Source organism: Cognatilysobacter bugurensis, assembly GCF_014652095.1.
GTDB classification, from domain to species: domain Bacteria; phylum Pseudomonadota; class Gammaproteobacteria; order Xanthomonadales; family Xanthomonadaceae; genus Cognatilysobacter; species Cognatilysobacter bugurensis.
The window spans coordinates 24,889-38,347 of the sequence record NZ_BMYD01000007.1 but is presented as its reverse complement, the minus strand read 5'-3'; the positions used below and the strand labels follow the sequence as shown (position 1 = coordinate 38,347).

Here is a 13,459-nt window from a genome sequence, read left to right as displayed (position 1 = left end):
CGTCAAGCCTTGCCCGACCACGTGTCACGCAGCGTGACGCTGCGGTTAAACACCGGGCGGTCGGGGCGGTGGTCGTAGCGGTCGGCGACGAAATAGCCGATTCGCTCGAACTGGAACGAGGTCTCGGGCGCGGCCTGCGCCGCGGACGGCTCGACATAGCCGGTCACGACGCGCCGCGAATCGCCATTGAGGAAGTCGCGGTAGGTCTTTCCGTCTTCATCGACGTCCGGATCGGCCGCCGTGAACAGGCGGTCGTACAAGCGGATCTCGGCTTCGATCGCCTGCGCCGCGCTGACCCAGTGGATCGTGCCCTTGACCTTGCGGTTCGCGCCTTCCATGCCGGGGCGCGATTCGGGATCGAGCGTGCAGCGCAGTTCGACCACGCGTCCGTCCGCGTCCTTGATCACCTCGTCGCAGCGCACGATGCCGGCACCGCGCAGGCGCACGTCGCCGCCGACCGTGAGCCGCTTGAAGCCCTTCGGTGGCGCCTCTTCGAAGTCTTCGCGCTCGATCCAGATCTCGTTCGAGAACGGCACCACGCGCATGCCGGCGGACTCGTCCTTCGGATGATTCGGAAAGGTCAGCGCTTCGGCGTGGTGTTCGGGCAGGTTGGTGATCACCATGCGCACCGGGTCGACCACGGCCATGCGGCGCTCGGCGGTCGAATCGAGGTCGTCGCGCAGCGCGCCTTCGAGGATCGAAATGTCGAGCAACGAGTTCTGCTTGGAAATGCCCACGCGTTCGACCATGAGCTTGAGCGCGCCCGGCGTGTAGCCGCGGCGGCGGATGCCCTGCAGCGTCGGCATGCGCGGATCGTCCCAGCCGTCGACGAGGCCGTCCTGCACCAGCGCCATGAGCTTGCGCTTGCTCATCACGAGGTAGTTGAAGTTCAGCCGCGAGAACTCGATCTGCCGCGGTTTGCTCGCCTCGTTCGGGAGGCCCTTTGCGAGCAGCGGCTCGAGCAGCTCGGGTGCGTTCGCGAGGTCGACTTTGTCGACGCACCAGTCGTACAGCGGCCGGTGGTCCTCGAACTCGAGCGTGCACAGCGAGTGCGTGATGCCCTCGATCGCGTCACTCAGAGAATGCGCAAAGTCGTACATCGGATAGATCGGCCACGCGTTGCCGGTGTTCTGGTGCTCGACGTGCTTGATGCGGTACAGCGCCGGGTCTCGCAGGTTGATGTTGCCGCTCGCCATGTCGATCTTCGCGCGCAGCGTGCGCGAGCCATCCGGGAACTCGCCCTCGCGCATGCGGCGGAACAGGTCGAGGCTCTCCTCGACGCTGCGCTCGCGGAACGGCGACGGGCGGCCCGGCTCGGTCAGCGTGCCTCGGTATTCGCGCACCTGCTCGGCGGTGAGGTCGTCGACGTAGGCGTCGCCCTGGCGGATGAGCTTCTGCGCGGCGAGGTAGAACACCTCGAAGTAGTCCGACGCGTGGCGCAGGTCGTGCCACTCGAAGCCCAGCCAGCGCACGTCGTCCTGGATCGCGCGCACGTACTCGGGGTCTTCCTTCGCCGGGTTGGTGTCGTCGAGGCGCAGGTTGCAGTCGCCGCCGAACTCGGCCGCGATGCCGAAGTCGAGGCAAATCGCCTTCGCGTGGCCAATGTGCAGGTAACCGTTCGGCTCGGGCGGGAAGCGCGTGCGGATGGCGTCGTGCTTGCCGCTCGCGAGGTCGTCGCGGACGATCTGGCGGATGAAATCGGTGCGCGCGGGCGCGTCGGCGGACGGGGCGGCGGTGGAATCGTGCGAAACGGACATTGCGCGGGGACGCCGTGCGGAAAACCGCGAGTTTAGCCCGTCGCCCGCGATGCCGGCTGCGCGGTGCCTTCATGCGCGAGGCAGGAGCGCCCCGGTATCGTGGCGGCTCGGCCTTTCGCAACGCGGAGCGCACATGAGGGTGGTCTACGAAGCGGCGAACGTCATCGATGCGCACCTCGTGCGGCATGCGCTCGAGGACGCGGGGCTGCCGGTGTTCCTGAGAGGCGAGGCGCTGGTCGGGGGCATGGGCGAGCTGCCGCTGTTCGGCGTGGTGGCTGTGTGCGTGCCCGAGGCCGCGTTGCCGGCCGCGCGCGAGATTCTGCAGACGCTGCCGATCACTGCTCCGCCGCCCGCTCCAGCGCCGGCGCGTGACGACGCCATGCCGCTGCCATTGCACGGGAAGCCCGCATGAGCGCCCGCCCGGCCCTGGTCATCGGCAACAAGAACTACTCGTCGTGGTCGCTGCGTCCGTGGCTGCTCATGCGCGCGTTCGGCGTCGAGTTCGATGAAGTGCGGTTGCCGCTCGATACGCCCGAGTTCGCCGACCGCATCGGTGCGCTATCACCGACCCGGCGCGTGCCGGTGCTGCACGACGGCGAGCTCGTGCTCGTCGATTCGCTTGCGATCTGTGAGTACGTCAACGAGCGCTGGCTCGACGGTCGCGGCTGGCCGGATGCGATGGGTGCGCGTGCGCTCGCTCGTGCCGCCGCCGCCGAGATGCACTCCGGGTTCGCGGCATTGCGCAGCCAGTTGCCGATGAACAGCCGCCGCCGACCCGACGGTTACCGCTGGGACGCGAAAGCGCAGGCCGACGTCGACCGCGTACAGCAGCTCTGGGGTGAGCTGCGCATGCGCCACCGCGACGAAGGCGACTTCCTGTGCGGCCGGTTCGGCATCGTCGATGCGATGTTCGCGCCGGTCGCGATCCGCTTCGCCGGCTACGGCGTGCCGGTCGACGACGTGGGCGCGGCCTACATGCGGGCGCTCGATGCGCTGCCGGCGATGCGCGAATGGCGCGAGGCCGCCGCGCGCGAGTCCGAGGTGATCGAAGGCAGCGAGCTGCGCGGCTGAGCGATGGTCCGGCGCTCCGTGCTCGAGGGCCGGCTCGGCGTCGGCGCCTACAAACAGCGCATGCCGCGTCCCGAAAGCGCGCTGCCCGGCCGCGAAACGCCGATGCCCCTGGCCTGCAACGTGCACCGCGTGCTCGGTCGCCCGTTGCGGGATGCGTTCAGCGGCCTTGCGCGCGTGCAGTTCGGCATGGGCTGTTTCTGGGGCGCGGAGCGTCTGTTCTGGTCGATGCCGGGTGTGCACACCACCGCGGTGGGCTACGCAGGCGGGTACACGTCGAACCCGACGTATCGAGAGGTCTGCAGCGGCGAAACCGGGCATGCCGAGGTCGTGCTCGTGGTCTACGACGCAAGCCGGGTCAGCTTGGATGCGCTGCTCGCAACGTTCTGGGAGGGCCACGATCCGACGCAGGGCATGCGGCAGGGCAACGACCTAGGCACGAACTACCGATCGGCGATCTTCTGCGACACGCAGACACAATACGAGGCGGCGATCGCGAGCTGCGATGTCTACGGCCAGCGGCTGCGCGACGCCGGCTTTGGCCCGGTCACCACCGGGATCGCCCACCCGGCGCCGCCGTTTTATTACGCCGAAGACGAGCACCAGCAGTACCTGGCCCGGCACCCCGACGGCTATTGCGGCCTGGGCGGCACCGGGGTGCGCTGCCCGGTTGGCGCTTCAGGTTGAGACGGGTCAGCGCGAGGCGAGGGCTGCGGCCGCGTGGCCGGGAAACTCGAGCAGCTCCGGTGGGAGCGCACGGAATTCCGCCGCGAGCAGTGACAGGAATGCGCCCATCGCCGAACTGCGCCGCCAGACCATCGCGATGCGCCGGTGCGGCGCTTCGCCGTCGAACGGCAGCAACGCGATGTCCTTCGACGGCGGCACCGGTGGCTGCACGGCAAGCATCGGCAACAGCGTGATCCCGACACCGGCCGCGACCATCTGTCGCAGCGTTTCCAGGCTCGTCGCCCGGAAGCCGTCGCGCTCGTCCGCGCCCGACAGCCTGCACACGTCGAGCGCCTGGTCGCGCAGGCAATGGCCTTCCTCAAGCAGCAACAGGTGCACGCGATCGAGATCGCGCATGTCGAGCGCGTCGCGGCGGGCGAGTGCATGCGGGCGCGGCACCGCGAGCACGAACGGCTCGTCGAACAGCGGCTCGACGTGCAGCTGTTCGTCGTGCACCGGCAGCGCGAGCAGCCCCGCGTCGAGCCGCCCATCGCGCAGGCGCGCGAGGATCTGATCGGTCTTTTCCTCGACGAGCAGCAACTCAAGGCGCGGGAAACGCGAGCGCAGTTGCGGCACGACATGCGGCAACAGGTAAGGACCCAGTGTCGGGAACAGCCCAAGCCGCACGCTGCCGGCCTCCGGGTCCTGGCTGCGGCGCGCGATCTGCGTCATCTGTTCGACGTCCGCAATGATCTTGCGCGCGCGATCGGCGATTTCCGCGCCGACCGGGGTCAGCATGACGCGCCGGGGCGCACGCTCGACGAGCGCGACGCCAAGCTCGTCCTCGAGCTTGCGGATCTGCGTCGACAGCGTCGGTTGGCTCACGAAGCTGGCCTCCGCCGCGCGGCCGAAGTGCTTGTGATCGGCAAGCGCCACGAGATAGCGCAGGTCGCGCAGATTCAATGCCCGCTCTCCGTCCGTGAGTGCCGGCGCGCTGCCGGCGATCGATCGATGTTACCCGAGGCTCCGCCGCATGCCCGGGCCGAGCCCGAGCGTCTGCACCGTCGTCACGCTGCGGCGCGCGCCTCGTCGGCCGGCGCCGAGCTGCGGATCAGGTGGTCAAATGCCGACAGCGCCGCGGTCGAGCCCGCGCCCATTGCGATCACGATCTGCTTGTACGGCACGGTGGTCGCGTCGCCGGCTGCAAACACACCCGGCAGCGACGTCGCGCCGCGGTCGTCGATGACGATTTCCCCGTGCTTCGACAAATCGAGCGTGCCACGCAGCCATTCGGTGTTCGGCAGCAGGCCGATCTGCACGAAGACGCCTTCGAGCTCGATCGTGCGTGCAGTGCCGCTGACGCGGTCTTTCACCACGAGACCGTTGACCTTCTGTCCATCGCCGAGCACTTCGGTGGTCTGGCCGCTGACGATGATCTCGACGTTCGGCAGGCTGCGCAGCTTGCGCTGCAGCACTTCGTCGGCGCGCAGCTGGGTGTCGAACTCGACAAGCGTGACGTGCGCGACGATGCCGGCAAGGTCGATCGCCGCCTCGACGCCCGAGTTGCCGCCGCCGATCACCGCGACGCGCTTGCCCTTGAACAAAGGGCCGTCGCAGTGCGGGCAGTACGCCACGCCCTTGTTCGCGTAGTCCTTTTCGCCGGGCACGTTGAGCTGGCGCCAGCGCGCGCCGGTCGAGAGGATCACCGACTTCGAGCGCAACGTGGCGCCGTTCTCAAGCTCGACGCCGACCAGGCCGTCGTGGCCGGCCGGGTGCAGCTTCGTCGCGCGCTGCAGGTTCATGATGTCGACCTCGTACTCGCGCACGTGCTGCTCGAGCGCGACTGCGAGCTTCGGGCCCTCGGTGTAGGACACCGACACGAAGTTCTCGATCGCCATCGTGTCGAGCACCTGCCCGCCGAATCGCTCGGCCGCGATGCCGGTGCGGATGCCCTTGCGCGCGGCATACACCGCAGCCGCGGCACCGGCGGGCCCGCCGCCGACGACGAGCACGTCGAACGCCTCTTTCGTCTTCAACTCGTCAGCGGCGCGTGCCGCAGCGCCGGTGTCGAGCTTGGCGAGGATCTGCTCGACCGTCATGCGGCCCTGATCGAAGTGCTCGCCGTTGAGGAAGATCGTCGGCACGGACATGATACCGCGCGCCTCGACCTCGCCTTGGAACAGCGCGCCGTCGATCGCGACATGCTTGATGTTCGGGTTGATCACGCTCATCGCGTTGAGCGCCTGGATCGTATCCGGGCAGCTCTGGCACGAGAGCGACATGAACGTCTCGAAGCGGAACGTGCCTTCGAGATCGCGGATCTGGTTCTGCACGCTCTCGTCGATCTTCGGCGGGTGGCCGCCGACCTGCAGCAGGGCGAGCACGAGCGAGGTGAACTCGTGGCCCATCGGAATGCCCGCGAAGCGCACGTCGATGTCCGTGCCCTTGCGGACGATCGCGAACGACGGGCGACGCGCGTCGTCGTCGGCATGGACGTACTCGATGCGCTCGGACAGTGACGCGATATCGCGCAGCAGCGCGTCCAGTTCTCGCGACGCGTCGCTGTCGTCGAGCGAGGCGATGAGCTGGATCGGCTGGGTGACTTTCTCAAGATAGGCCTGCAGCTGCGGCCTGAGACTGGCGTCGAGCATGGCGAAGCCTCCACTGGGCTGGGTGGTCGGAATACGGTGGGGAGCGTGCGCGGACGGACGTCGCGCGCGGGTGCTTGCAGGAGCGGCCAGGACCGGAGGAGAGAGGCGGCCGGAGGGGTCAGTCCGGCTGGTCCGGGCCGCTGATGCAAGCATCCGCGGAGAGCGGTCCCGGGCATGGCGCCCGGGACCGTGAAGCATCAGATCTTGCCGACGAGGTCGAGCGACGGCTTGAGCGTCTCGGCGCCCTGGTTCCACTTCGCCGGGCAGACTTCACCCGGGTGCTCGGCGACGTACTTGGCCGCCTTGAGCTTGCGAAGCGCTTCCTTCATGTCGCGCGCGATCGCGTTGTCGTGGATCTCGTAGGCCTTGATCACGCCTTCCGGATTGACGATGAAGGTGCCGCGCAGTGCGAGGCCTTCTTCTTCAATGTGGACATCGAACGCGCGGGTCAGCGAATGGGTCGGGTCGCCGACGAGCGGGAACTTCGCCTTGCCGACGGCCGGCGACGTCTCGTGCCACACCTTGTGCGAGAAGTGCGTGTCGGTGGTGACGATGTACACCTCGGCGCCGGACTGCTGGAACGCCTCGTAGTTCTCCGCGGCGTCTTCGACTTCGGTCGGGCAGTTGAACGTGAAGGCCGCCGGCATGAACACGATCACCGACCACTTGCCCTGCAGGTTCTTCTCGGTGACCTCGACGAACTTGCCGTTATGGAAGGCCTGCGCCTTGAACGGCTTCACTGCGGTGTTGATCAACGACATTCGCTACAGCTCCTTGAACACGGGAAACGACGTTGGAGGATAGGCTGTGATGGGTCATCAATCAAATTGATCGAGCGCATTATGTTAATAGTCATCGCCTATTGGCGACGAGGCGCCGGCCTTGGGCTCCGGCTCACCGCGGCGCGCCCGTTACCATTCGCGAATGCCTGACACTCCCCTCGACGTGCGTGCTCTCCTGGGTCTCGCCCGCATGCGCATCGATCCGGCGGACTCGGAGCTGCTGCTCGCCCACGTGCTGGAGCGGCCGCGCAGCTGGCTGTTCGCCCACGCTGATGCCACCCCTTCCGGGGATGAGCGCGAGCGCTTTGAAGACGTCGTCGCGCGCCGCGCTCGCGGGGAACCGGTTGCATACATCACCGGCCTGCGGGGTTTTTGGAGCTTCGACCTGGCGGTGACGCCGGCGACGCTGATCCCGCGCCCGGAGACCGAGCTCCTCGTCGAGCTTGCGCTCGCGCGCCTGCCCGATGGCACGGCGCTCGACGTCGCCGACCTCGGCACCGGGAGCGGCGCCGTTGCCCTTGCGATCGCGAGCGAACGTCCTGAAGCCCGCGTCATCGCAACGGATGCGAGTGCCGCTGCGCTCGAAGTCGCCCGATCCAATGCCAACCGGCTCCGGCTGACCAACGTCCGCTTCGCGCTGGGTGACTGGTGCACGCCACTCGCCGACGCCCGTTTCGACGTCATCGTGAGCAACCCGCCGTACATTGCCGAGCACGACCGCCACCTGGTCGAAGGCGACCTGCGATACGAGCCGCCCTCGGCGCTTGCGTCGGGTGCGGATGGCCTCGACGCGATCCGCACGATCGCGCGCGACGCTTTCGGCCGCACGCGACCTGGCGGCTGGCTGCTGCTCGAACACGGGTTCGACCAGGGCGCCGCGGTGCGCGCCGTCCTTCAGGAGGCGGGGTGGTGCGACGTCGAGACCGCACGCGATCTGGAGCATCGCGACCGAGTGACATTCGGTCGGCGCAACTAAACGCCTTCCGCTTGATCCCGGCGGTCCAGTGACGCGGTCGTGTCGAAGCACGTTGTTAGACTGCCGACCTCACCGAGGAGGCCCGCGATGCGCACGCTTTATCCGGACATCGAGCCGTTCGACACCGGCATGCTCAAGGTCGACGACCGCCACACGCTGTATTACGAGCAGTGCGGCAACCCCGACGGCAAGCCGGTGGTGCTCCTGCACGGCGGTCCGGGCGGCGGTTGCAGCCCGAAAATGCGGCGCTTCCACGACCCGCAGAAGTACCGGATCGTGCTGTTCGACCAGCGCGGCGCAGGCCAGTCGACACCGCACGCCGATCTCGTCGACAACACGACCTGGCACCTCGTCGCCGACATCGAGCAGCTGCGCGAGACGCTCGGCATTGAACGCTGGCAGGTGTTCGGCGGCTCATGGGGCTCGACGCTCGCGCTGGCCTATGCGGAGAAGCACCCGGAGCGCGTCACCGAACTCGTGCTGCGGGGCATCTTCATGCTGCGCCGCTGGGAGCTCGAGTGGTTCTACCAGGAAGGCGCGTCGCGGCTGTTCCCGGACGCCTGGGACCACTACCTCGCGGCCATCCCGCCGGTGGAGCGGCACGACCTCATCAGTGCCTATCACCGCCGGCTCACGAGCGACGATGAAGCCACGCGGCTCGAGGCCGCGCGGGCATGGAGCGTCTGGGAAGGCGCGACGAGCTTCCTGCATGTGGACACGGACTTCACCGCAAGCCACGAGGACCCGGCGTTCGCGCTCGCGTTCGCGCGCATCGAGAACCACTACTTCGTGCACAGCGGCTTCTTCGAAGTCGACGACCAGCTACTGCGCGACGCGCACCGGCTCGCCGGTATTCCGACCGTGATCGTGCACGGCCGATACGACGTGGTCTGCCCGGTCGCGAACGCGTGGGACCTGCACAAGGCACTGCCGCAGGCCGAGCTGGTGATCACGCCGGCGTCAGGACACTCCGCGTTCGAGCCGGAAAACATCGACGCGCTGGTGCGCGCGACGGATCGCTTCGCGTGAAGCCGCTGAAATCCGGCGACGCCGCAGAGGCGTCGCCGAAACGGTTCACGCGACCGGCGGCGCCGGTGAGCCGTCGGGATTGCGCTCGATCATCCACAGCCCGGCCCAGAGCTTGAGGTCGAGTTCGTAGCCTTCGCGCTGTTTCGAAATGAGCCACGCGGGCGCATCGGCACGCGGCACCTCGTGCACGATGATCGCCTCGTCGCCCACACCACCGCCGTCGCCGACTTTCTCCAGCTGCGTCGCGCGCACGAACGCGATGCGCTCGTTGCTCATGCCGGCGGACGTGGGCCCGGTCAACAGCACGTCGACGCGGCCCGGCTTCCAGCCGGTCTCCTCGACGAGTTCGCGGCGCGCCGCATCGGCCAGCGTGTCGCCGGCGTGCTCGTCGCCGACGAGGCCGGCCGGCATCTCGATCGTGCGCTTGCCGAGCGGTATGCGGTACTGCTCGACGAACAGCACGCGATCTTCGGGCGTCACCGCGACCACGATGACGGCCATGCCCTCACCGTGCGTGCGTTCGACGTACTCCCAGTGGCCGCGCCGCATCATGCGCAGCCATTCGCCGGCGTAAACGGTCTCGAGGGGGGGCTCGCTCATCGCGCATCCTCAGTCGGGTGTGCCGATCCTAAGCCGCCGACGTTGACGGGGTGTAGTCGAGGCCGGCCGCCGCATGCAGGCGACGCCGCGTCAGCGGTCCGAAACGCAGCGCCTCGCACAGCGACGCGAGCGCATCGGCCCCGGTCCGGCCACGCGCGAACGGGACTCGGGCGGCGTCGATCGGCGCATGCAGTGCGATCGTCGACAGTTGGCGGCACAGCAGCGCCTGCTCACGATGCGCGCGCAGCTTGGCCGCGCACGCGGCCGCGCCGCGCAGGCGCAGATAGGGCACTTCCTCGACGCGTGCGAGCAGCGCATCGAGCGAGCCGAAATGCGCGAGCAATGCAGCGGCGGTCTTCGCGCCGACGCCGGGCACGCCGGGAATGTTGTCGACCGCGTCCCCCGTCAGCGCGAGATAGTCGGCGATCTGGTGCGCGTGCACGCCGTGCCGCGCGGGCACACCGGCCGCCGTCCAGCGCTGGCCGCGCGCGAAGTCCCACTGCTCGTCCTCTCCGACGAGCAGCTGCGAAAGGTCCTTGTCCGGCGAGACGATGACCGAGCGGAAGCCGTGCGCGCGCGCCGCATGCGCTGCGGTGCCGATGAGATCGTCGGCCTCGTACTCGCGGTCGGCCAGCACGTTGAGCCCGAGCACGTCGCACAGCGCCTGGCAGTGGCGGAACTGGCGACGCAGTTCTTCGGGCGCCGCGTCGCGGTTTGCCTTATAGGCGGGATAGATCGAGTGGCGGAAGCAGGTGTCGAGCGCTTCGTCGAACGCGATGGCGATGTGCTGCGGCCGCGTGCGCTCGAGGAGCTCGAGCACGAAGCGGGCGAAGCCGTGCACCGCGTTCATGGGCCAGCCGTCGTGGTCGTGGAACTCATTGGGCATCGAATGCCAGGCGCGGAACACGTAGACGCTCGCATCGACGAGGTAAACCGTCGGCATGCTCATCGCGTCGTGCCTGGCGCGTCGGCGGGAGACCAGTCCTGCAGCAGTGCGCGCGGATCGGGGCGATCACGCTCGGGGGCCTCGCATTTCGGCGTGCCGATGTGGATGAAGCCCGCGACCTGCTCGTCCGCGGCGAGGCCGAGCCATCCGCGCACAGTCTCGTCGTACGCGAGCCAGCCGGTGAGCCAGATCGCACCGTAGCCGAGCGCGTGCGCGGCCTGCAGCAGCGAGAAGCACACGCATGACGCGGTCGAGAAGCGCTCCGTCGCCGGGATTTTTCCGTCGTCCCCGAGTTGCGCGATGACCGCGATGATCACCGGCGCATACGAGAACCGCATGCGGTCTTTCTCGATCGCCGCGTCGCTTGCGTTCGGATCGCGCTCGCGCGACCGCGCGGCCAGCCGCTCGCCAAACGCGTGCCGCGCATCGCCCTCGAAGCGGAGGAAACGGAACGGCACGCGCTTGCCGTGGTCGGGCACGCGCACGGCCGAGCGCAGCATGCGCAGCACCGTGGCGTCGTCGGGCCCGGGCTCGCGGAGCTGCTTGGGCGGGATCGAGCGGCGGGAGTCGAGCGCGGCGAGTGCGCCGTCGGCGGGGTGTTGCGCAGCGTCAAGCATTCGATGGGACCTGAATCACGGAACGGAAAAATAGTCGGGGCGGGGGACGGAAGTGACGCAAATCGACACTAGATTGCCTCGGAAGGGCCGTTAAAGACCTCGAAGAGTCGATCCACTGTCACGCAGCGTACGGGAGACGTCGCCATGTCTGTCCACTCGCTCACCGCCGCGTCCGCATCGCGCACCGATCCGGTGCGTGTGCTCGAGGAGATGAAGCGTCTAGCCGTCGAGCAACTCGGCGCGCTGCCGCACGCCCTTGCTCAGGCGGTCGAGAAGACGCTGCAGTCCACCGCCGGTGGCCCTTCGTACGAGGAGCAGACTGCGCTCGCTTTGCTGCGTCAGAACGGCGCGAGCCATGTAATGCGGTTCCGCCAGCAGATCGCAACGGGTTTCGACGAATTCCGCGGCGCGTCGTCAATCACGGGCGGCGACCGGCTCGATCTGGTCGGCGAGCAGCAGCTCGACCTGCATCTCACCGGCCAGCGCCTCTCGGACATGCTCGAGCAGCGCTACCAGCGCCCGCTCGAGGTGATGAAGCAGCGGCTTGACGCGGTCGCGTCGGCGCTCGGCGCGCATGTCGGCTCCAACCCGGTCGCGCCTGCCCGGCTGGTCTCGGCGTTCATCGAAACCTATGCCGAGACGGGGCTGCCTGCCGCGTTCAACGGCGTGATGTTCCGTCAGTACCAGCTCGCGCTCGGCCGCGTTCTGGACGAGCTTTACGTGCGCATCAACGCGATGCTCGCGACCGCCGGCTACGGCCAGGACGTCAACGCGCGCCGCGCCGCGCCGCAGACGACGACGCCATCGACGCGCGCGTGGCTGGGCGAGCAGGTCGAGGCGCGCGCGTCGGCGCCGCCGGTCCGGTCTGCAGCCCCTGACGGGCATGGCGAATCCGCGGCCCCGCCCGTGGTCAGCTCCCGGCTCGTCGCCGAACTCGCCGGGCTCCGCGCGCAGCTGCACGCGCGCCGGAATCCCGATGCCGCGGCCATGCACACGGGCGCCCCGGCGCCGGCCCGCCCGCTCCCCGTGCGCGACGTTGCGACGATCGCATCGGTGCTGCAGAGCGAGCCGCCGGATGCCTACGCACGCGCGCTGGCCGCGCCGGGCCGCTTGTCCGACGCGATCCGCGACCAGATGCTCGACGGCGCGCGTCGCCTCGGGCTCGGCAACGACCGTGTCTGCCTCGGCGAGCAGGAAGAGGACGCGATCGACCTCGTGTCGATGCTGTTCGAGTCGCTGTTCCGCACGCACGCGCTTCAGGACCGGGCGCGACGCCTGTACGCGCGGCTTGTGCTGCCGTACGTGAAGGTGGCGCTCGCGGGCGACGCGCTGTTCGTTCAGACGCAGCACCCGGCGCGTCGCCTTCTCGACGCGATGACCGAGGCTTGCGAGGACAACGACGGCTCGACGCCGCAGGATCGCGAACTGCTCGAGCGCGCGTCCGCGGTGTCGCAGCGGATCGTGGCCGAGTACCACGAGGATCTTGCGATCTTCGAACTTGCGCATGCCGAACTCGAAGCCCTGCTCGTGCAGCAGCGCCGCCGCGGCGAACTGCAGGAAAGCCGGGCGGCGAAGGCGACGTTCGGTCGCGAGCGCCTGGCCCAGGCGCGTGCAAGCGCCGATGCCGCGCTCGACGCCTTGCTTTCGCGGGCACCCATTACGGCCGCCGTCGCGGAGTTCCTGTCCGCGCCGTGGCGGCACCACCTCGTGCAGACGCTGCTGCGCGATGGCGCCGACTGCGAGCGCGTGCAGCAAATCCACGTCCTTGGCGACGCCCTGGTCAACGCGGACGCGCTGGCCGCCCAGGCGCGCGGCCGCGACCTGGCGGACTGCCTCATCGCGCTGCAGCCGTCGATCGTGCAATGCCTCGGCAGCCTCGGTCTCGACGAAAACGCAGCGCGTCACGGGCTCGCGATGCTCGTGCGCGATCTCGCCACACCGGACGCGGAGCGCCGCACGCACGCGGTCGTGCCGCTTGCCGGCGACGAACCCGCGAACGACGACCCGCGCCTGTGCCTGGCCGGCGGCACCGCCACCGTGCCGCACGATCCGGGCGTCGCCGCGATGATCCGCCGCCTGCAGCCGGGCGAGTGGATGCGCCTGATTGATGCGCAGGGCGAGGCGACGTCGGTGAAGATCGCCTGGGTCAGCCCGCTGACGTCCCGCCTGCTGCTCGTGAACCGCCGCGGCATGCGCGTGCTCGTCGCGGCTCCGGAGGAACTCGCGGCGATGGTCGGCGCGGGTCGATTGATGCTCGGCGGCGAGCGCACCCCGTTCTCTGAAGCGATGCTGCAGCTGCGCCAGCGGCTCGATCACGCCGTCGGCCAGCACTGAGCGCGACATTTCGCCGCTGAACGAAAGCGGCGA

13 protein-coding genes are annotated in these 13,459 nt (G+C 68.8%); 6 read left to right on the top strand and 7 right to left on the bottom strand.

Annotated elements, in window-relative coordinates:
* Window positions 1-2 precede the first annotated feature (2 nt).
* Window positions 3-1,757, bottom strand: coding sequence for a glutamine--tRNA ligase/YqeY domain fusion protein (locus tag IE075_RS14825; protein ID WP_189457880.1), 1,755 nt, complete (start codon window positions 1,755-1,757; stop codon window positions 3-5).
* 133 nt (window positions 1,758-1,890) lie between these two features.
* Here IE075_RS14825 and IE075_RS14820 point away from each other — a divergent pair, with 133 nt between their 5' ends.
* Genes IE075_RS14820 through msrA form a run of 3 tightly spaced genes read left to right on the top strand, consistent with a single transcriptional unit; the run spans window position 1,891 to window position 3,512 of the window.
* Window positions 1,891-2,169: a putative signal transducing protein gene (locus tag IE075_RS14820; protein WP_189457879.1), complete on the top strand. Its 279-nt coding sequence runs from the start codon at window positions 1,891-1,893 to the stop codon at window positions 2,167-2,169.
* On the top strand, window positions 2,166-2,828 hold the full coding sequence (locus tag IE075_RS14815; RefSeq protein WP_189457878.1) for a glutathione S-transferase family protein: 663 nt from the start codon (window positions 2,166-2,168) through the stop codon (window positions 2,826-2,828). Before IE075_RS14820 ends, IE075_RS14815 begins: the two co-directional genes overlap by 4 nt.
* 3 nt (window positions 2,829-2,831) lie before the next feature.
* The gene (msrA, locus tag IE075_RS14810; protein ID WP_189457877.1) at window positions 2,832-3,512 is read left to right on the top strand and encodes a peptide-methionine (S)-S-oxide reductase MsrA; all 681 of its coding nucleotides are present in this window, start codon (window positions 2,832-2,834) and stop codon (window positions 3,510-3,512) included.
* A gap of 6 nt (window positions 3,513-3,518) precedes the next feature.
* Here msrA and IE075_RS14805 read toward each other — a convergent pair whose 3' ends face one another.
* From IE075_RS14805 to ahpC, 3 genes are all read right to left on the bottom strand, one after another.
* Entirely contained in the window at window positions 3,519-4,454 is a 936-nt protein-coding gene (locus tag IE075_RS14805; protein ID WP_189457876.1) for a LysR substrate-binding domain-containing protein, read from the bottom strand.
* Window positions 4,455-4,558: 104 nt separating this feature from the next.
* Window positions 4,559-6,142, bottom strand: a complete 1,584-nt coding sequence (ahpF, locus tag IE075_RS14800; RefSeq protein ID WP_189457875.1) for an alkyl hydroperoxide reductase subunit F — start codon at window positions 6,140-6,142, stop codon at window positions 4,559-4,561.
* A 197-nt stretch (window positions 6,143-6,339) separates the two neighbouring features.
* Window positions 6,340-6,903: an alkyl hydroperoxide reductase subunit C gene (ahpC, locus tag IE075_RS14795; protein ID WP_189457874.1), complete on the bottom strand. Its 564-nt coding sequence runs from the start codon at window positions 6,901-6,903 to the stop codon at window positions 6,340-6,342.
* A 211-nt stretch (window positions 6,904-7,114) separates the two neighbouring features.
* Here ahpC and prmC point away from each other — a divergent pair, with 211 nt between their 5' ends.
* Together prmC and pip are read left to right on the top strand one after the other, a co-directional pair.
* A complete protein-coding gene (gene prmC / locus IE075_RS14790) occupies window positions 7,115-7,900 on the top strand; it encodes a peptide chain release factor N(5)-glutamine methyltransferase (RefSeq protein WP_229792560.1) in 786 nt (261 codons plus the stop codon).
* An 87-nt stretch (window positions 7,901-7,987) separates the two neighbouring features.
* A complete protein-coding gene (pip, locus tag IE075_RS14785) occupies window positions 7,988-8,929 on the top strand; it encodes a prolyl aminopeptidase (RefSeq protein WP_189457872.1) in 942 nt (313 codons plus the stop codon).
* A 45-nt stretch (window positions 8,930-8,974) separates the two neighbouring features.
* On the opposite strand, the gene IE075_RS14780 is transcribed toward pip, so the two are convergent.
* From IE075_RS14780 to IE075_RS14770, 3 genes are read right to left on the bottom strand one after another with little or no spacing between them, the layout of a single operon-like run.
* Window positions 8,975-9,529 carry an NUDIX hydrolase gene (locus IE075_RS14780; protein WP_189457871.1) on the bottom strand — a complete coding sequence of 185 codons (555 nt, stop codon included), beginning with the start codon at window positions 9,527-9,529 and terminating at the stop codon, window positions 8,975-8,977.
* Between the two features lie 28 nt (window positions 9,530-9,557).
* Window positions 9,558-10,478 (bottom strand): 5'-3' exonuclease, encoded by a 921-nt coding sequence (locus IE075_RS14775; RefSeq protein WP_189457870.1) that lies wholly within the window; start codon window positions 10,476-10,478, stop codon window positions 9,558-9,560.
* Window positions 10,475-11,092, bottom strand: a complete 618-nt coding sequence (locus IE075_RS14770) for a nitroreductase family protein (protein WP_189457869.1) — start codon at window positions 11,090-11,092, stop codon at window positions 10,475-10,477. The genes IE075_RS14775 and IE075_RS14770 overlap by 4 nt, the downstream gene beginning before the upstream one ends.
* A gap of 144 nt (window positions 11,093-11,236) precedes the next feature.
* On the opposite strand from IE075_RS14770, the gene IE075_RS14765 reads away from it, so the two are divergent.
* Complete coding sequence (locus IE075_RS14765; RefSeq protein WP_189457868.1) at window positions 11,237-13,426, top strand: DUF1631 family protein; 2,190 nt, start codon at window positions 11,237-11,239, stop codon at window positions 13,424-13,426.
* Window positions 13,427-13,459: the final 33 nt, after the last annotated feature.